The sequence below is a fragment of the Curtobacterium pusillum genome (genome assembly GCF_013359865.1).
GTDB lineage: Bacteria > Actinomycetota > Actinomycetes > Actinomycetales > Microbacteriaceae > Curtobacterium > Curtobacterium pusillum.
This window is the reverse complement of the sequence record NZ_JABMCE010000075.1, coordinates 1-18,868: the sequence shown is the minus strand read 5'-3', so window position 1 is coordinate 18,868 and position 18,868 is coordinate 1. Positions and strand designations below refer to the sequence as shown.

At 72.2% G+C, this 18,868-nt stretch carries 12 protein-coding genes, 1 tRNA gene and 1 rRNA gene; 3 read left to right on the top strand and 11 right to left on the bottom strand.

The window, feature by feature from the left end; translation table 11 throughout:
- Positions 1–41: 41 nt before the first annotated feature.
- From HP507_RS09200 to HP507_RS09190, 3 genes are read left to right on the top strand one after another with little or no spacing between them, the layout of a single operon-like run.
- Positions 42–1,022, top strand: coding sequence for a beta-1,6-N-acetylglucosaminyltransferase (locus HP507_RS09200; protein ID WP_175351492.1), 981 nt, complete (start codon positions 42–44; stop codon positions 1,020–1,022).
- Positions 1,019–2,584, top strand: coding sequence for a lipopolysaccharide biosynthesis protein (locus HP507_RS09195; RefSeq protein ID WP_175351491.1), 1,566 nt, complete (start codon positions 1,019–1,021; stop codon positions 2,582–2,584). Before HP507_RS09200 ends, HP507_RS09195 begins: the two co-directional genes overlap by 4 nt.
- Complete coding sequence (locus HP507_RS09190; protein WP_175351490.1) at positions 2,581–3,792, top strand: glycosyltransferase family 4 protein; 1,212 nt, start codon at positions 2,581–2,583, stop codon at positions 3,790–3,792. Before HP507_RS09195 ends, HP507_RS09190 begins: the two co-directional genes overlap by 4 nt.
- 94 nt (positions 3,793–3,886) lie before the next feature.
- On the opposite strand, the gene HP507_RS09185 is transcribed toward HP507_RS09190, so the two are convergent.
- From HP507_RS09185 to rrf, 11 genes are all read right to left on the bottom strand, one after another.
- The gene (locus tag HP507_RS09185) at positions 3,887–4,840 is read right to left on the bottom strand and encodes a glycoside hydrolase family 16 protein (RefSeq protein ID WP_175351489.1); all 954 of its coding nucleotides are present in this window, start codon (positions 4,838–4,840) and stop codon (positions 3,887–3,889) included.
- Entirely contained in the window at positions 4,825–5,676 is an 852-nt protein-coding gene (locus HP507_RS09180; RefSeq protein ID WP_175351488.1) for a DUF7402 domain-containing protein, read from the bottom strand. Before HP507_RS09180 ends, HP507_RS09185 begins: the two co-directional genes overlap by 16 nt.
- Complete coding sequence (locus HP507_RS09175; protein WP_175351487.1) at positions 5,673–7,130, bottom strand: DUF7402 domain-containing protein; 1,458 nt, start codon at positions 7,128–7,130, stop codon at positions 5,673–5,675. Before HP507_RS09175 ends, HP507_RS09180 begins: the two co-directional genes overlap by 4 nt.
- Positions 7,117–10,668, bottom strand: coding sequence for a glycosyltransferase (locus HP507_RS09170; RefSeq protein WP_175351486.1), 3,552 nt, complete (start codon positions 10,666–10,668; stop codon positions 7,117–7,119). Before HP507_RS09170 ends, HP507_RS09175 begins: the two co-directional genes overlap by 14 nt.
- Positions 10,665–11,627 carry a glycosyltransferase family 2 protein gene (locus tag HP507_RS09165; protein ID WP_175351485.1) on the bottom strand — a complete coding sequence of 321 codons (963 nt, stop codon included), beginning with the start codon at positions 11,625–11,627 and terminating at the stop codon, positions 10,665–10,667. Before HP507_RS09165 ends, HP507_RS09170 begins: the two co-directional genes overlap by 4 nt.
- Positions 11,624–12,523, bottom strand: a complete 900-nt coding sequence (locus HP507_RS09160; RefSeq protein WP_254701033.1) for a glycosyltransferase family 2 protein — start codon at positions 12,521–12,523, stop codon at positions 11,624–11,626. The genes HP507_RS09165 and HP507_RS09160 overlap by 4 nt, the downstream gene beginning before the upstream one ends.
- Positions 12,524–12,847: 324 nt before the next feature.
- Entirely contained in the window at positions 12,848–15,592 is a 2,745-nt protein-coding gene (locus HP507_RS18390) for an alpha/beta fold hydrolase (RefSeq protein WP_175351484.1), read from the bottom strand.
- Positions 15,593–15,914: 322 nt separating this feature from the next.
- Positions 15,915–15,986, bottom strand: a tRNA-Gln gene (locus HP507_RS09150).
- A gap of 45 nt (positions 15,987–16,031) precedes the next feature.
- Positions 16,032–16,976: an NAD(P)/FAD-dependent oxidoreductase gene (locus tag HP507_RS09145; protein ID WP_175351483.1), complete on the bottom strand. Its 945-nt coding sequence runs from the start codon at positions 16,974–16,976 to the stop codon at positions 16,032–16,034.
- A 1-nt stretch (position 16,977) separates the two neighbouring features.
- On the bottom strand, positions 16,978–18,465 hold the full coding sequence (gene gltX, locus HP507_RS09140) for a glutamate--tRNA ligase (protein ID WP_175351482.1): 1,488 nt from the start codon (positions 18,463–18,465) through the stop codon (positions 16,978–16,980).
- Between the two features lie 90 nt (positions 18,466–18,555).
- Positions 18,556–18,672 (bottom strand): 5S ribosomal RNA (gene rrf / locus HP507_RS09135).
- Between the last annotated feature and the right edge of the window lie 196 nt (positions 18,673–18,868).

The window sequence follows — 18,868 nt, the reverse complement described above, 5'->3', positions numbered from 1 at the left end:
CGCCTTGTCGGCCCCGGATCGGCGCGGTTAGCGTCGCGTCCATGGCCACCTTCCCCGCGGCTCCCGCGTGCATCGTCCTCGCCCACGAGGACCCCCGGCACGTCCGCCGTCTCGTCGAGGCGCTCGACCCGTTCCCGGTGTTCCTGCACTGCGACGCGAAGACGCCGGAGACGGTGTTCCGGGCGATGACCGACGGCCTCCCCGACCGCGTCCGTCTGCTCCCCCGCATCAGCACCGGCTGGGCGAAGTGGGAGAACGTCGCCGCCGAGGTGTCCGGCTACCGCGCCGCCCTCGCCGCGACGGACGCGACCCACGTGGCCGTGCTCACCGGCAGCGACTACCCGCTCGCGAACCCGGCGGAGGTCACCGCCCTGCTCGAGGCACACCGCGAGGAGTCCTTCGTCGCCGTGCACCCGCTGCCGTACGAGGCCTGGGGGCGGGACGGCGGTCGCGCACGGATCCGGTACCGGCACTGGGCGTGGCGCAAGCACATGCTGCGACTCCCGATCCCCCGTCGGGTGCCGCGGGACGTCGTGTTCGCCGGTGGTTCCCAGCTCAAGGTCCTGGCCCGGCACCATGCCGCCTCGGTCGTCGACGCGTTCGACCGGCGGCCGGACCTCGTCCGGTTCTGGCGTCGCGCGTGGATCGCGGACGAGAGCTTCGTGCCGTCGGTCCTCAGCTCCCCCGCACTCACGCCGGGCTTCGCCGAGGAGCACGTGGCGCACCCCCTGTGGTGGATCGGGTGGGACGGGAGTGCGCGGAAGAGCCCGCCGTGGCTCTCGCTCCCCGACGCCGAGCGACTGCTCGCGCGCCGGACCGGGTCGGACGTGGACCTCCCGCACGTGTTCGCGCGGAAGTTCTCGACCGAACGGAGCTCCGACCTGCTCGACCTCGTCGACGAGGCGTTCGGGCTGCGTCCCGAGGCCGTCCTGGCGGCGGCGGCTCCGGTTGCATCGGCGAGTCCCGCTTCGGGTCCCGCTTCGCCTCCTCCGGCGGCCGCACCGGGGGTGATCGCGCCGTGACCGTCCCCCAGCCCCGCCGCGAAGCCCGCGCAGCACGAGCCGCCACCGAGGGCGCCCGGCCCTCCGCCGACGGCGCCCGGCCGGCGGAACCGCTCACGACGGCGGCCGTGTCCGTCTCCGAACCGGCGTCCGAAGCGCTCGACACCGGCGCCGTCGCCGTCGGGAAGGGCGCCTCCGTCCTGTTCGGTCGTGGCCTGCTGTACGTCGTGGTGTGGTCGATGCAGCTCGTCGTCTCGTCGCTCATCTCCCCGGTCCTCGCCCACCTCATGCCGCCGTCGGAGTTCGGCGTGCTGGCCTCCGCGATCGCCCTGTACCAGGCGCTCGTCGTGCTCGCGGTCGCGGGCCTCGACCAGGCCTCGGTGCTGCAGCGCGCCGAGGACGACGACGACCGCCGAGCCCGCGGGCTGCTCGCGGTCGGGATGATCACGGCGTCCATCGTCACCGTCGCCGCGCTCACCACGGTCCCCGTCTGGGGCGACGCGGCCGGGTTCGTCGGCGAACACCCGCTCCTGCTGGTCGCCGTGCTCTGGACCGGCCCCGCGGCGATCGTGCAGATCTCCCTCGCGTTCCTCGTCGCGCAGGACCGCATCCGCGTCTTCGCGGTGACGAGTCTGCTGTCCTCGATCGGCGGATCGATCATCGGACTCGTCCTGCTGACCGTGGTCCACGCCGACGCCACCACCTACGCCTGGGGCGGCGTCGTCGCCCAGGGCGTCGCGATGGTCATCGGCATCGCTGCGACACGACCGCGGTTCGGCGGCCTGTTCGACCGCCGGACGACGGCCCGCGCGTTCCGCCTCGGCATCCCGATCGCACTGGGCAACCTCTCCTACTTCGTCCTGAACGCCGGTGACCGCGTCGTCGTGCAGCGGCTGCTCGGCCCGGACGAGGTGGCGCGGTACCAGATCGCCTACGTCGTCGGTTCGGCCGTGATCCTCCTGCTGTCCTTCACGAGCCAGGCCTGGGCGCCGCACTTCGCCGCGCTCCGGGACGCCGTCGTCCGTCGACGACTCGCGATGCACTCCCGCGACGAGCTCTACCGGATGCTCGCACCGGTCCTCCTGGCCGTGACGCTCGTGTCGCCGATCGCGCTGCCGATCCTGGCGCCGGCGTCCTACCGGGTGCACGAACTCACCATCGTCGTGTTCATCGTCGCGGTCACCGCCTTCCCCGTCGTCGCCAGCGGTGCGACCGGCCGCCTGCTCCTCGTCGAGCGCCGAGGCGTCGCCGTCGGCGTGATCGCCGGGATCGCCGGGGCGGTCAACATCAGCGCGAACCTGGTGCTGGTCCCGCTGTTCGGCATCGCCGGCGCCGCGATCTCCACCGTCTTCGCCTACCTCGTCCTCGCCGCGATGCAGCAGTTCGCCCTGTCGGACCGCCGTGAGTGGCGTGGTCCCGGCGCCCGTGTGGTGCTGCCGGTCGCCGCGGCCCTCGCCGTCGCGGCCGTCTCCGTGTTCGTCCCGCAGGACGCGCTCTGGAACTGGGTCCGCGCCGCCGGTGTGCTCGCCTGCCTGCCCTGGTTCCTCCGCCGACTGCGCGCGGCACGTGGAGGTACGTCATGACCGCTCCGCATCCCGCCCAGACCCGTCGACGCCTCCGGGTCGGGGTCGTCGTCACCGGCCTCGCCATCACCGGCGGCCTCGAGCGGTGCGTCCTCGAGGACACGCGTGAGCTCGTCGCGGCCGGACACGAGGTCGAGGTGTGGCACCACGCCGCCCGCTCGAACCGGGTCGACGACGGGCGGGAGCCGTTCGAACGGCTCGGCGTCCGTCTCGTGGACGCGACCGACTACCGGTTCGGCGTCCGCACCGCGCTCCGCGACGCGTTCCGCTTCGCCCGTGAGGGCCTCCGGCTCCGCCGCTCCCACCTCGACGTCCTCTGGCTGAACCGACCCGAGTACCTGCCGTTCGGCCGCCTCGCGTCCCTCGTGTCCGGCGTGCCGCTCGCCGTCCACCTGCACCACCTCCCCAACTACAGCCGGATCGGGCCGTTCTCCGGAGGCCGCACCAGGTTCCTCGCCGTCTCGCACGCGATGGCCGAGGCCTGGGGCGCGGCCGGCGCACCCGCCGACAAGATCACGATCGTGCCGAACGGGGTCGACACCGACGAGTTCACCCCGCCCTCGCCGGCCGACGTCCACAGCGCACGCACCGCGCTCGGCATCACCGACGACACCCCGACGGTCCTCTACTACGGTCGGCTCAGCCGGTCCAAGGGCGTCGTCGCCCTCCTGGAGGCATGGGGACGCGTCCTGACGGCGTCGGCGCAGCGCACCCCGAGCACCACGTCCGCCGGTCCCGGCGAGAGCACGGTGAAGCAACCGCTGCTCGTCCTGGCCGGTGCGCTCTACCCCGACGAGGCCCCGCACGTCGAACGCGCCGTGGCGGCGCTCCCCGCGGGCTCCGTCCTGCTGGCACCCGAGCGGGACGACGTGCTCCCCCTCCTCCACGCCGCCGACCTGGTCGTCGTGCCGTCCATCGAACCCGAGGGGTTCGGCCGCACGGTCATCGAGGCGATGTCGGCCGGCCGGCCCGTCGTCGCGGCGGCGTCCGGCGGGACGGGCGAGATCCTGTCCGGCGACTGGGCCCGGTTCACGGTCGACCCGACGGACACCGGAGCGCTGGCGCGGAAGGTGCTCGACACGCTCGACGAGGCGGTGCACGATCCGTCGCTCGGCACGCGCAGTCGCGAGTGGGTGCGGTCGCGGTACGGGCGTGCGCCGCACATGGCCGCGCTCCTGGACGCGCTGCAGGAGCACGCTCGAGCCTGACGGCACGGGCACCGTCCGGCCCGGCCGTCCGTCGCACGGCATGCACGAGGGGCCCGACGCTCGATGCGTCGGGCCCCTCGACGTCCTCGCCGGATCAGCCGTCCTGCGCGGGCGCCGCGGACTCGGGCGACGACCCTGCCGGCACGTCGATCGTGATCCAGTCGATCAGCAGCGATCCAGCAGCGTTGCGCGGTGGGGTCCCCTGGAGGGACCCGGCCTGCACGACGAGGTGCATCCGTTCCGTCGGGATGTTCTCCGTCGTCGTCCCGACCACCTCGTCGTCGATCAGGAAGGACATCTGCTTCGGCGTCCACTCGATCGTGTACGTGTGCCAGTCCGCGAGCGACGCCCCGGTCTCCTGGTGCATGCACTTCTCGGCCGGGTCCTCGAGGCAGTGCACGTTGAGCCACGCAGGCGCGCCGAGCGCCCCCTCGGGGAAGTCGACCTCGCCCTGCGCCCAGACGTTCGCGTCGCTCCACAGCAACACCGCGACGCCGTACCCGTCGACCTCGTCGCTCTTCATCCGGATGCTGTACCGCCCGGACGTCTGGCCGCCCCACTGCCCGTCGACGAGCGGGACGATGCCGCCGGCGAGCGGGGTTCCGCCCGCCGTCGTCCGCAGGCGCATGTCGAGCATGCCGTCGTGTGCGGTCAGCGCCGTCGCCGTGTACTTCCCGGTCCCGGCCGTGTCCGCGAACCCGTGGTAGACCGAGAACCGGTCCGTGTAGGCCGCTTCGAATCCGCCGCGCGGAGTCGTGTCCGAGAAGTCCTCCGAGAACGCACGGGTCCACCCGCTGCCGTCGCTCGTGGGCATGGTCACTCCGCTCGGGTCGACGCCGTCACCGGTCGCACCGGCGGTGGACGCGGCCATCGCCCCCGCAGCGATCACGAGGGCTCCCGCTGCGAGGGCGATCGTGCGGCCCCCGTTCCGGAGCGCCGCACCGTGCCGGGCGATCCCGACCCCGTGCGCCGGCGCCGCACCGTGCGCCGAGGCGGCACGGGGGTCGACCGGCGGATCGCCCGCGGCCCGCGTCATCCAGCTGCCCATGCACGTACCTCCGCGAGACCGACGTTGATCGTGCTGGCGGAGACGCCGGTGGTCGTGAGCCGTACCCACGTGACGTTCCTGGCGGCGAAGTCGATCGTCCGGGCCGTGCCGTCGTTCGGGAGCGCCCCGACCGCCACCTGGCTGCCGTCGGAGAACGTGAGCGTACCGCTCGTGATCTGGTCTGCGCTGTTCGGCCGGTCGTTCTGGACGATGCGTTGGAGGGACACCGGGGCGGTCCAGTCGAGCTGGTACCAGACGCCCGTCCGGCCGCCGGGGGCGACCCACTCGGCCGTGTAGTCGTCCCGGTACCCGGAGACGACGCCGTCCACGCCCTTCGCGACCGTCTGCTCGTCGGCGGGGTTGTCGGAGGACGCGGACGGCTGAGCGCTCGCAGTCACGTCCTTCAGAGCGGGCGTGGTGGACGCGGTCGAGGACAGCGCCCGGATCTCGGCGAGGTCGATGTTCTCGGTCGAGGAGCTCACCGACGTCACGGTGAAGCGGGCCCACGTGACCGGGCGGGCCGTGAAGGTCACCTTCTGGACCGTCCCGCCGTTCGCGAGCGCCGGCACGGTCACACTGGACCCGTCCGAGAAGGTCAGCGTGCCGGCGAGTACCTGGTCGTTCGCGTTGGGGCGGTCGGCCAGGGCGATCTCATTCAGCGTCGTCGCCTTCGCCCACCCGAGCTGGATCCACGTCCCGGCACCGCCGGAGGGGGCCACCCACTCCGCCGACGGCGTCGTCGGGTACCCGTCCACCACGCCGTCGACGGCCTTGAGCACGGTCTGCCCGTCAGCCGGGTTCTCCGCACTCACGATCACCGTCGCGGAACCCGTCACGTCCGACCCGGACGTGGTCGGGGTGGCAGGGTGGTCGGGTCGGTCGACGTGGTCGGGGTGGTCGACGTCGCTGAGGTGGTGTACGCCCGGATCTCGGCGAGACCGATGTTCTCGGTCGTACTGCTCACGGACGTCACGGTGAACCGTGCCCACGTCACCTGCCGGGCCGCGAAGGTGACCGACTGCAACGCGCCGCCGTTCGCGAGGGCGGGTACCGACACGCTGGATCCGTCCGAGAAGGTCAGCGTCCCACCGAGCACCTGGTCGTTCGCGTTCGACCGGTCGGCCAGGTCGATCTCCGTCAGGCTCGTGGCCTTCGGCCACCCGAGCTGGATCCACGTGCCGGCGCGACCGGACGGGGCGACCCACTCGGCGGTGGGCGCATCGGGGTACCCGCTCACCACGCCGTCGACCGCCTTGGCGGCGGTCTGCCCGTCGGCCCGGTTCTCGGCGCTCGCGGTCACCGTCGCGGAACCCGTCACGTCGGTGCGGTTCGGGTCGGTCGTCTCGGCGGGGACCGTCGACCCCGCCGTGTACTGCCGGCTGAGCCAGGAGGTCTCCGGTCGGGACGAGCAGGCCTCCCAGGACGCGCAGGTCTCGTCGTCGTGCGCGGCGTACGTGAAGAACGCGTCTGCCTTGGCGTCGGTCTGCGCGGTCGTCAGGTTCGCCGGCCGGTCCGCGATCGGGTAGCCCATGTACCCGGTGAACTGGTGGCTGCCCGCGTACTGCTCCTGCACCTCGTTCGTGAGGTACCCGACCGTGTGGTGGTCGCTGTGGTCGCCGTCGCCGTACGACCCGACGTAGTCCAGGGTGTGGATGTCGGTCGGCGTGAAGTCCTCGGCGACGGCGAGCAGGGTGGCGCGCAGCTGCGCGAGGGTGTAGCTGGCGGTGTGCGCCGCACCGGTCACCGTGTGGATCGTGTCGATGTCGCCCGCGTACAGCTGTTGGAGGCTCTCGTAGCCGTCGGCCCGGAACCCGTTCCCCTCGACGTTGCCGTCGGGGAGCTCCATGAAGACCATGCTGATACGGGGATCGGCGGTGAGCGTCTCCGTGTGCAGGGTCTTCCCGGCAGCGGTGAGCGACCCCGTGGTCGATGCCGAGTCGACGCCGGCCATGTTCGCGTACGCCGCCAGGAGCCCCTCCTGACGGCCCTGCCAGTACGAGGTCGAATAGCCCGCGTCACCCGCGGTGACGACCACCGTGCGGACGCAGCGCCCGGCGTCGATGTCCTTGCGGAGGTCGGTGCCCTCGAACAGCAGGTCGTCGTCGGGGTGGGCGATGACGTCGAGGACACTGCCCGCACTGCAGTCCGCCGTGGTGGTGGCGGCCGCGGCGCTCGTCCCGACGGTCTGCAGCACGAGGCCGGGGCCGGCCAGGGCTGCGACGAGCCCGACGAGCACTGCGGTGGTGGACGCGACGACACGCCGCTTCCTCCGGGGTTCAACGAGTCGCATGACGCAGGCCTTCCGTTGTCAGTTCGTACATCGCGGTGGTGCCGGACGACCAGACGCGCTTCCAGTAGGGCGACGTCGCCATGGCCTCGGCGAGCTTCTGGTAATCCGCGTCGGTCTGGTACCCGTACCGCTCGTCGTAGGCGCCGAACGGTTCGGCGACGAGGGCGTAGTACTTGGTCGCGCTCCAGTTGGCCACGAGGTCGCGGGTGATGTCGGAGACGTCGGCTTCCGCGTCGTAGCCCTCGGGGGCCGGGTACTCGCTGAGCGCCTCACGGGACAGGTAGCCGACGTCGAAGTACCGCGCGCCGGTGTTGCTCGGCACCGCGTTCGCAGACCCGGTGAGGAGCATGACCGACCCGGCCGGAGCGGTGCGGTCGTAGAGCTGCGTCGCCTCCGACTGGCTCCGGGTCATGACGCGGCTCCAGTCGAGCGCCGTCTGCCCGAACGCCCCGATCGCGACCAGCGCCGCGACGCCGAAACCGGCCACGGCGAACCGGACGGCCGACGGGTGCATCGCACGGCTGACGAGCGAACCGGCCCAGGAGAGACGACCGGTCGGCAGCGGGAGCGCGGCCGCGAGGACGGCGATCCAGGGTGTGGCGAACAGGACCACGCGGAAGATGCCCTCCTGGCCGTAGTTCGTCGCCACGAGCAGCGAGATCGGGCTCGCCGAGGCTGCGAGGAGAGCCCAGTGCAGCCGGTCGCGCCGGAGCAGCACGGTGATCAGCGCGACGAGGCCGAGCACCACGAGCGCCGCGGCCGGCACGTCGAACGCGAGCTGCGTCACGAGCGGCTCCGGCAGCACGGTCTTGTCGTGCGTGGGCGGTTGGACGTTGTCGAGCAACCGACCGACCGCCGCGAGGGAGACGAACTTGTCGAGCACGCTGCCGTTGAGCACGGCGAAGACGACCGCGGGCACGAGGACCACGACCGGCACCCACCAGGGCCGGACGAGCCGGAAGACCACCAGCGCGACGAGTGCCGCGACGGTCAGGTAGGGCGAGATCTGGTGCGTGACGGCCAGCACGATGCCGATCGCGCCGATCGCGATGACCCGGGAGAGCCCGACCGCACGCGGACGGAGGACGCTGACGGGTTCGCCGTCGCTGTCGGCACGCGTGACTCGGCGCAGCGGGCCCGTGGCGAGCACGAGGATCGCCACCGACAGGAGGATGCCGACCGACTGGGGGGAGAAGTACGTGGTGTTGAGCGCCCCGGTCATGGCGGTCAGGAACGCGGCGATCCACGGACGCCGGCTGCCGGGCAGCCAGTGCGCGGCAAGGACCCCGACCGCGATGGTGGTGGCGAAGGCCAGCAGGGCCGGCACCCACGCGGCGAGGAGCATCGCGTTGACGATCCCGCCCACGTCAGCCACCCAGGCGCCACCGGCGAAGAGCCCGGACCAGGTCTGGAAGATGTCCGCCGCCGGGTTGGTCGTGCCGTTCTGCCGGATGTACTCGAGCACGCCGATGTGGCGGGCGGCCGCGGCCACGGTCGGCACGCCGTACGTGATCGCCTGGGCGAGCTGGATGACGCCGCCGAGGACGACCACGGGCACCGCGACGCCGCGACCACGGACCACGGCGACCACGGCCGCCGCGACCGTCACGGCGAGCCCGATCGGCAGGCCGATGCCCAGCGAACCGAACAGGCCGTCGCGAACCGGGTCGCCGATGTGCGTGATCGCCGTGACCACGACGACGACGAGCCCGACGAGGGACGCTGCGGCGACCGTGTGCGTGGTGTTCCAGGGGCCGAGCACGCCCCCGGCGAGCCGCAGGCGTTGGAGGTCGCGGACGTCCCGCGGCACCGCGACGGCGATCGCGACGGCGGTCAGCACGACCACGGCGACGAACGGCACGGCCGGATGCCAGACGGCCGCGGTCGCCATCGTGTAGCCGATGGCGATCGTACCGACGAGCGACGCCGTGACGGAGAGCAGGGCGAACCGGGCCAGCGGCATCGGACGGACCAGGAGCATCGGCGCCACGCCGAGCAGGGCGAACAGGAAGACCCCGATCGCGCTCCCGCGCAGCACCGGCACGCCGAGGACGGTGCCGAGTCCGGCGACGACGAGGGTCAGGACGACGAGACCGGCGGCGCCGAGACGGGCGACCGGGCCCATGGCGCTGCCGGGTGCTGCCTCGCCACCGTGCTCGCGCACATCCTCGGCCCCCCTCTCGAGTCCGCGCTGAAGCTCGTGGCGGCCGTGGGCCGTGCGGTCGATGGTGCCCGCGCCGCCGAGGCGTTCGGCGAGCGCCAGGATCGGCGCCGTGAGCACCGAGCGACGTTCGACACGACGGAGTCGACGGGCCGTCTCGGCGAACTCGACGTCGACGGCACCCACCGGCCCGGCGACACCGGCCGGGGCGGAGTCCCCGGCCCCACCGGCACCACCGGCGGGTTCGAGGCCGAGCCGTGCGAACGCGCTGATCGCCTCGGGGACGGCGTCCACCGATGCGGTGAGGGTGTCGCGGTCGAAAGCGTTCTTGGTCATCCAGGCTCCGAGTCCGTGGCCGTACGCGGCGGCGGAGCGGCGGAGCGACATCACGTCGTCCTCGGAACGCTGCCAGGCGATCGCGGCGGGTTCGACGGCGATCGCGGAGCCCGCGAACAGCAGTCGGGTGAAGAGGTCGAGGTCGTCCCCGCCACCCACACGGGTGCCGGGACCGAAAGCGGTGTCGAAGCCGCAGATGCGGAGCGCGGCCTGCCGTCGGACGGCCAGGTTCGCGCCGGTGCCGTACTCGGCGGCGGCGAAGGGGTGGAGCGGCACGTCGTCCGGGTCGTCGTCGAGTCGGAAGACCCGACGGCGGACGGTCCGTGCGGCGTTCGTGTGGTCGTCGTGCCATCGCTGGGCGGGCGTGCGGAGTTCGGCGCTCGGCACGAGGCCGGTCACGCAGGCGACGTCGTCGTTCGCGGCGAACGCCGAGGCGAGTGCGGCGACCCACGAGCGGTCGACCATCGCACCCTCGCCGACGAACGCGACGACCTCACCGGTGGCGACGAGCAACGCGGCGTTCCTGGCAGCGGCGAGCCCGCCGTCCGGCGCCGCGACGGTGGTCACCCGGTGGCCGGCGATGTCGACGACCCCGGTCCCGTCGGCGCCGCGGGAGACCACGACGACGTCGAAGTCCGCGCCGTCGCAGGCGAGCACGGAGCGCATGGTCGGGCCGGCGGCTCCGTCCGTGCAGAGCACCACGGTGACGGACGGCAACGCCTGATCAGCGGCCGGACGTCGCTCGGGAGTCGGCATCGGCCGGACCGCGTGTTCCAGGGTACGGACGTCGATCATGGCCCCGCCGCGACGGCGTTCGGTGATCTCGGTCTCGACGAAGCCGACGGGCTCGCCGTGGTCGCGGACGAGCAGTCGGGCGCGGCGGTACCCGTTCGCCCCGCTGAGGGCGAACGCGTCTCGGTGGCTCGCGCCGTGCAGGTCGGCGCGGTCGATCTCGCCGACCCACAGGGCGCCGTCCCAGGTCGGTACCAGTGTCTGCTCGACGACGGGCGCGAGGACCCGGGTGAGCGTCGCGCGGGTCACAGCGTACCGACCGGCTGCCTGGTGACGCGGTTCGCCGGGGCGACCACGACGACACCGCCGAGGAACCGTCCGACGCCGTAGCCGACGACGGTGCTCAGCACGGACAGCGCGATCGCGAAGGCCCGGAGGCCACCGCCGCGGCCGACCGAGCGGAGCTCGCGGGCGACGGCGCCGGGGATCACGCGGGTCAGGTAGGTGGATTCGCTGGAGAGCGAGTCCCCGGTGCCGACGCGGCGGCTCAGCACGGCCTTCGAGATGCCCTCGTAGTAGCTGCGGCGACGCAGGTAGCGCATCGTCACGCGGTCGGCCGACACGCGGTGCGAGACGTTCGAGCGCGGCTCGTGGCGGATCCTCGACCCGGGGCGCACCTGGGCGATGCGGATGCAGAGCTCGGTCTCCTCGCAGCCGAGGGGCTGGGTGCCGACGCGGCCGAGACCCTCGCGGAACCCGCCGGCGAGGAGGATGGCATCACGGCGGAACGCCATGCTCGAGCCGATGACGTTGCGCACGTCGCCGGCCGTCTCGGGCAGGCCGGCGTAGCTGCAGCCGACGATCCAGAGGAGTTCGTCGGAGTACGGGCCGGCGCCGGTGACGGTGGGCCACGACGGGGTCGCACGGCCACCGACACCGACGACGTCCGGGTCGTCGAGGGCGGCCAGCATGTGCCCGAGCCAGTCCTCGTCGGCGGTCGCGTCGTCGTCGAGGAACGCGACGACGTCCGCGTCGGTCCGGGCGACACCGGTGTTGCGTGCACCCGAGAGGCCGCGTTCCTCGGTGTTCTCCAGGACCCGCAGTTCGGGCCAGCGTGCGACCGCACGGGCGAAGAGCTCGGGCTCGTGGTCGATCACGATGATGACCTCGGGATGTTCCGGCTGCCGCTTCGCGGACTCGACGCTGTCCTGCAGGTCGCCCCACCGCAGCTGCGTGTAGGCGCAGATGACGACGGCGACGCTGCTCATACGACGTCCCCTTCGAGGGCGCGTGCGGCGACCGTCGCGGACGTGGTGGGCGCGACGATCTCACCGGTGGGCGCGTCGACCGGCGACACCGGTGCCGTGGGGAGCGTCGTGGCGGAGCCGCCGGCGAGCGCCGCGACCTTCGCGCGGGAGCGGGCGTCCACCGAGCGACGGCGTTCGTGCACGATCGACTTGAGCACGCGGATGCCGTCGGTGACCGCGTTGAGGTTGCTGGAACCGTGCACGCGGAGCTTCTCGTGGCTCGGGACCTCGGCGATGCGCAGCTCGGCGGCCGACCAGCGGCACGTGAGGACCGTCTCGATCTCGAAGCCGTCGCCCCACCGCATGGAGCCGTCGGCCGGCTGCGGCAGCGTCGACGACAGCAGCGCGATCTCCGGGAGGGTGTCGGCCCAGAACGCGTTGTAGCCGTAGCAGAGGTCGCTGTAGCGGGTGCCGAGGATCAGGTTGCACAGGACGTTGAGCCCCCGGTTCCCGAGGTTCCGGACGATCGTGATGTCGTCGCTGCCGCCACCGAGCGCGTACCGCGTGCCCTTGGCCACGTCGGCGCCGTCGCGCAGCGCCTGCACGAAGCGGGGGATCTCGTCCGGGTCGGCCGAGCAGTCGGCGTCGAACATGACGACGACGTCGCCGGTCACGGCCTCGAAGCCGCAGGCGAGGGCGTTGCCCTTGCCCTTGCGGGTCTGGTGCACGACGCGGATGTCGGGCATGAGGCGCTGCGCCGTCGCGATGGTGTCGTCGACCGAGTTGCCGTCGACGAGGATCACCTCGTACACGGGCGGGAGCTTCGGCAGGATGATCTCGAGGTTGCGTGCCTCGTTCCGTGCCGGGATGACGACCGAGACTCGGGGATCGGCAGGACGTGCGGTGCTGGCGGTCATTGGTGTTGCTCCTGTCGGGTTCAGGTTGCAGGGCGGAGAACGCTGCTGCGAGTGCCGCGCGGACGACGCTCGCCGGTCCGGCAGGAGCGCGGGTACGACGCCACCGGATTCCCGGGTGAGTGGGTACTCTCCCCCGTTGTTCCAACCCTCGCCGTGGCCGAGGTGTCGGTCAATGCGATCGGGGGTCCATTGCGGACCATCGGTGGTGGATACGGAAACCCGCAACGACCGCAGGTCGGCGCGGTCCGCGCGAGGCCGGGGAACGACGGACGGGAGGCGCGGTGCCAGCCGGCACCGCGCCTCCCGTCCGTCGCGTCCCTCGGTTCAGCCCTGTGCCGGATCCTCCGGCTCGAAGGCCGCCCGCAGGGCGGTCGCGAGCTCCGCGACGTGCGGCTCGCGCAGGAGCGACGTGTGCTCGGCAGCGATGCGGACCGTCTCCCGGCGCCCGACGAGCAGCGACTTCCAGCCCTCGGCGTCCGGGTTCGCGTCCGCCACGACGTACGTCGAGCGGCCCGCGAACGGCGTGGGGTGGTGTCGCCGGGTGACGATCTCCGCCTGGTCGAAGAAGGCGTCGAAGTCCTTCTGCCCACCGAACCGGAGCACGCCGGCGGTGTACGCGCGGAACCGCTTGGCGGCCTGCGCGCCGTACGGGACGCCGGCGGGCATCACGCGCTTCACGAGCTTGTCGACGCCCTTCTGGAGCGACCGCACCGTGGGGTTGGACGCCTCCCGCGGTTCCATGCGGCCGAAGTGCAGGCGTGCCTGCTCGGACTTCGAGCGCGGCAGGTAGGTGTCGAGGAGGGCGAGGTGCTCCACCTGCTCCCCCGCCTCGGTGAGCTGCCGCGCGATCTCGAGCGCCACGAGGCCGCCGAGCGAGTGCCCGACGAGGAGGTACGGGCCGCGCGGCTGCACGATGCGCATGAGGGCGAGGTAGCGGCGGGCGATGCGTTCGATGCTCCAGTCCGGGAAGCTGCGCCGCTCGAGACCGTGCTGCTGGAACGCGTACACGTCGTGGTCCGGCAGGTACCGCGACAGCGGGAGGAACGTCAGGGCGAGGGCGCCGCCGCCCGCCAGGCAGAACACCGGCGGCCGGCCCGCCTCGCGCGCACTCGACACCTTGACGACGTCCGGGTGGCTCGGGAGGGCGCTCGTCCCGGTCCGGACCCGGTGGGCGAAGGCCCGGAGCGTCGGGTGCTCGAGCAGCTCGGACGCGCGCAGGTCGACACCGAGGCGCTCATGCACGACGGTGAGCATCTCCTCCGCGGAGAGCGAGTCGCCGCCGAGGGCCGAGAAGTCCTCGTCGAGGTGCACGCCGCGGAGTCCGAGGACACCGGCCCAGATCTGCCCGACCACCAGCTCCCACTGGTCGTACTCCCCCTCGACCATCTCGGCCTCGATGCTCGGTGCGCCGGGCAGCTCGGCGCGGTCGACCTTGCCGCGCTCGTTCCGTGGCAGTTCGGTCATCGGCACGATGGACGCGGGGACCATGTACTCCGGCAGCCGCTCCCGGAGTGCTCGGCGGACCGCCGCCGGAGCGGGGGTGCGGGCGCCGGGACGTCCGACGACGTAGGCGACCAGCCGGGTCACCGCCGGCGGGTCCACCTGCGCGGTGACGACCGCGTCGTGGACCTCGGGGATCGCCCGGAGCGCCGCTTCGACCTCGCTCGGCTCGACCAGGTAGCCACGGACCTTGACGGCGTCGTCCGACCGGCCGAGGAGCACGAGCCTGCCGTCGGCTTCGAGGCGGGCGAGGTCGCCCTGCCGCCAGGTCGCCCGGCCGTCGTCGTCCCGCCCGATGCGCTCCGCGGTCTTCTCGGGCGCGCCCCAGTACCCGCACGTCATGCCGTCGGAGACGACCAGGAGCTCGCCGGTCTCCCCGAGGGGTGCTTCCGACCCGTCTTCGCGCACGATGCGCACCGTCTTGCCGTGGAGCGGCCACCCGGCCGGGATCACCCCGTCCGGGACCGGCTCGTCCGGCTGCACGGAGAAGTAGGCGACGCAGCCCATCTCGCTCGACCCGAACCCGTTCCAGAACACCGTCCCGGCCCCGAGGTGCGGGCGGGCGGCGGCCAGGTCGGTGCCGGTGACGGGCTCGCCGAGCGTCATCAGGAAACGGAGGTCGGTCAGCGCCCTCCGAGGGGCACGGTCGTCGGCGCCCACCGTGCTGACGATCGAGCGGAGGAGGTGCGGCGTGCACACCAGGCACGTGACGCCCTGCTCCTCGAGGCGGTCGAGCGTGCGCTCCACACCGAGGTCGCGGGGGTCGATGAGCACGACCGCGCCGCCGTTGAGAAGGGTGGAGAAGGCGAACAGGAACCCAGCGGCGAACGACAGCGGCAGGACGACACCGAGCCGGTCCCCGGGGCCGGGGCCGAGTGCCACGGCGTCCTGCTCGGTGTTCTGCAGCTGCTGGCGGTGGGTCATCGCGACGCCCTTGGGGAGCCCGGTGGAACCCGACGTGAAGACCAGCACCAGGGGGTCGGCGCCACCGGGCCGGTGCTGCCCCTGCCCGCGTCCCGCGCCGGTGGTCTCGGTCCCGTGCGCGGCGTCGCCCGGGTCCTCGGCACGGGCCAGGAGGTCCTCGAGCGGGTGCACCCGGCCCCCGGTCCCGGCCAGCACGCCCTCGGCCGTGCCGAGGCGACCGGCGTCGGCGACGACCTCGTCCAGCCCGGCGAGGGCGGCGACGTGCGCCAACCGGGCCGGCGGGAGGTGGTCGTCCATGACGACGACGGTGCGACCGGCCGCCACGATCGCGAGGACGCCGATGACCGCCTCGGTGGTCTGCCCCGCCATGATGCCGATCGGCTTCGACGCGCCGCCCGGCTGGGCGCCGACCCCGGCACCGGCGTGGTCGTCCGGACGGAGCACGTCGCTGAGCACGGCGGCCAGCGAGGTCACCAGGCGGTCGGCCTCCCCGTAGGTCACGGAGCGGCCGTCGCCCGAGAGCGCCGGTTCGTCGCGGTGCCGGGCGACCACGCGGTCCCAGCGATCGAGGACGGAGTGGTCGTCGGCCACGGCGATCGCGGGCACGTGGTCCCAGGTGTGGATCACGGAATCGGTGGAGGGCACGAGGACACCCCTGTCTGCTCGTCAACGGACCGCCAGCGGAGCGATGGCGGTGCTGCGACCGTACGTCGGGCATCCGACGGGGTGCGAGGTCGAGGTCGCCTCCTGCGGTTCCCCGCAAGCGGCCTGGAGGCGCGGCTCGCGTCCGTCGTGTGCCTCACCGGAGCGAATGGCCCGCCGTGCCGACGGGCGAGGTGGCCGTGGGTTCGTGCGGATCACCGCAGCCTCGGAATCGGCATTGAAGCGCCGATGCAGGAGCCGTGCGTGCGCGGGCTCAGCCGGGAACGCAGAAAGCCCCCGGATGTACCGGGGGCTTCCTCAAGTGCTGGGGTACCTGGACTCGAACCAAGAACGACGGTACCAGAAACCGCTGTGTTGCCAATTACACCATACCCCAAGAGGCCTTGCGGCCCCGTGTCCCGGTTGCCCGGGGCACGATCAACTACTGTACAGCATCCCGGAGGTCCGCAAGACCACCCACGAGGTCCCGGTGCACCGCAGCCGCCGTCACGGCCCCGTGGCCCGCCGCCACGATGAGCTGCTCCGGCCCGGGCGGGGTCACGTCGCCCACGGCGTACAGACCGGCGAGGTTCGTCCGTCCGGACCGGTCGACCACGACGAGCCCCTCGGCGTCGCGTGCGAGGTCGGCGTCCACCCAGTCCAGGTCGGCGTGCCAGCGCGGTCGGACGAACCCGCCCGTGCGTGGCTCCACGTGCCCGTCGGCGAGGCGGACACCGGTCATCCCCGAGCGGTCCCCCTCGAGGTCCGCGACGGGCCGTTCGTCGAGGCGCACACCCGCGGACGCCAGACGCTTCCGTCCGGTGTCGTCGAGCCTCGCGACGCCGTTCGTGTACACCACCAGGTCATCCGTCCACGCCGCGACGAGCAACGCACGGTCGACCACGTCGTCGGTCTCGCAGATGAACGCCAGCGGCTCGCCCGCCTTCTCGTACGCGTCGCACTCCACGCAGCTGTGCACGGCGGTGCCGTAGAAGGCGCGGAGCATCGGCAGGGGTGGGAACTCCTCACGGAGACCGGTCGCGATGACCACCGCGCGGGCCGACGCCTCGACCTCGACGCCCCGCCACGAACCGTGCACGAGCCACCGGTCGCCCTCGGGAGCGACCCGGTCCACGACGGCCTGCACGACCGTCGCCTCGGCGTAGCCCTCGACCTCGGCCCGCCCGAGCTTCCGGAGCTCCAGCGGCGAGACGCCGTCCCGCGTGAGGAACCCGTGCGAGCGCAGCGTCGCGGCGTTCCGCGGACGGTTCGCGTCCACGAGCAGCACCGTGCGCTTCGCTCGCACGAGGTTCAGCGCGGCGCTCAGGCCCGCGGGACCGGCCCCGACGACGGCCACGTCGACCGTCAGGCGGCCCGGCCCGCTCACGTCAGCGGTCCGCGAGGCGACGCAGCCGCGTGACGGTGGAGTCCTTCCCGAGGATCTCCATCGACTCGAACAGCGGCGGGCTGATCCGACGACCGGACACCGCCACACGGAGCGGGCCGAACGCCAGGCGCGGCTTCAGGCCGAGCCCGTCGATGAGCGCCGCACGCAGCGCACCCTCGATCGCCTCGGTCGTCCAGTCCTCGAGCGGCTCCAGGGCGGTGATGCTCGCGCGGAGCACGTCGCCGGCATCGGGCTTGAGGGTGCCGACCGCGTCGTCCTCGACCACGAGGTCGTCGTCCGACGTGAACAAGAACCCCAGCATGCCGGGCGCCTCACTCAGGAGCTGCATGCGCTCCTGCACGAGCGGCGCCGCCTTGGTGAGGACCTCGAGCTGCGCCGGCGTCGCCGGATCGGCCACGATGCCCGTCAGGTACGGCAGGAGCCGATCGCGGAAGTCAGCGGCGTCGAGGAGACGGATGTGGTCGCCGTTGATGGCCTCTGCCTTCTTGTGGTCGAAGCGCGCGGGGTTGGGGTTCACGTCCGCGACGTCGAACGCCGCGACCATCTCGTCGATCGAGAACACGTCCCGGTCGGGGCCGATCGACCAACCGAGCAACGCCAGGTAGTTCACGAGCCCCTCGGGGATCATGCCCGCGGCACGGTGGTGGAACAGGTTCGACTCCGGGTCTCGCTTCGAGAGCTTCTTGTTGCCCTCCCCCATCACGTACGGCAGGTGGCCGAACACGGGGATGAACTCGGCGATACCGACCTCGTAGAGCGCCTCGTACAGGGCGATCTGGCGCGGGGTGGACGACAGCAGGTCCTCACCGCGGAGGACGTGCGTGACGGCCATGAGCGCGTCGTCCACCGGGTTCGTGAACGTGTACAACGGCTTGCCGTTCGGCCGGACCACCACGAAGTCCGGGAAGGTGCCCTGCTTGAAGGTGATCTCCCCACGGACGAGGTCCTGGAAGCTCAGGTCACGGTCCGGCACACGCAGGCGCAGCGCCGGCTCACGCCCCTGGTCACGGAAGGCCTGGCGCTCCGCCTCGGTGAGGTCGCGCTCGTGGTTGTCGTAGCCCTGCTTCGGATCGCGCCCGGCGGCCTTGTTGCGGGCTTCCATCTCCTCCGGCGTGACGAAGGACTCGTAGATGTGCCCCGACGCCTTGAGCTTCGCGATGACGTCCTCGTACACGTCCGACCGCTCGGACTGCCGGTACGGACCGTGCGGCCCACCCGCCTCGACGCCCTCGTCCCAGTCGAGCCTCAGCCAGCGCAGCGCCTCGAGGATCTGCTGGTAGGACTCTTCGCTGTCCCGCGCTGCGTCGGTGTCCTCGATCCGGAACACGAGCTTGCCGCCCGTGTGGCGCGCGTACGCCCAGTTGAACAGGGCGGTGCGGATGAGCCCGACGTGCGGTGTGCCGGTCGGGCTCGGGCAGAAGCGGACACGGACGTCGGAGCCGGAGGCAGTGGTGAATGGCGCAGTCATGACTCCACGATCCTACCGGCCGGACACCCTTGAAACGCAGAAAACCCCTGACCAGTCAAGGTCAGGGGTTCCCTGGTGTTGCAACGTTGAGTCCGGCGGCGTCCTACTCTCCCACAAGGTCCCCCTTGCAGTACCATCGGCGCTGAGAGGCTTAGCTTCCGGGTTCGGAATGTGACCGGGCGTTTCCCTCTCGCTATGACCACCGGAACACTTTCGACCCAATCACTTGGAAATCCGAAAGCTGTTCCGCGCATGCGCGGTGTTCAGTTTCTTGTTCCCGATCGTCTGTCGGGAACCACAAAGTGGACGCGAGCCCCACACCCGAAAGTGTGGGAAATAGTTGTGTTGTCAAGTCTTCGGCTTATTAGTACCGGTCAGCTCCACGGGTCGTTAGTCCCCGCTT

What these genes read in the sequence shown, in the direction of transcription:
- HP507_RS09200 (WP_175351492.1), top strand. Translation starts at nt 42, where the DNA reads ATGGCCACCTTCCCCGCGGCTCCCGCGTGCATCGTCCTCGCCCACGAG.
- HP507_RS09190 (WP_175351490.1), top strand. Translation starts at nt 2,581, where the DNA reads ATGACCGCTCCGCATCCCGCCCAGACCCGTCGACGCCTCCGGGTCGGG.
- HP507_RS09185 (WP_175351489.1), bottom strand. Translation starts at nt 4,840, where the DNA reads ATGGGCAGCTGGATGACGCGGGCCGCGGGCGATCCGCCGGTCGACCCC.
- HP507_RS09175 (WP_175351487.1), bottom strand. Translation starts at nt 7,130, where the DNA reads ATGCGACTCGTTGAACCCCGGAGGAAGCGGCGTGTCGTCGCGTCCACC.
- HP507_RS09165 (WP_175351485.1), bottom strand. Translation starts at nt 11,627, where the DNA reads ATGAGCAGCGTCGCCGTCGTCATCTGCGCCTACACGCAGCTGCGGTGG.
- HP507_RS09160 (WP_254701033.1), bottom strand. Translation starts at nt 12,523, where the DNA reads ATGACCGCCAGCACCGCACGTCCTGCCGATCCCCGAGTCTCGGTCGTC.
- gltX (WP_175351482.1), bottom strand. Translation starts at nt 18,465, where the DNA reads ATGACTGCGCCATTCACCACTGCCTCCGGCTCCGACGTCCGTGTCCGC.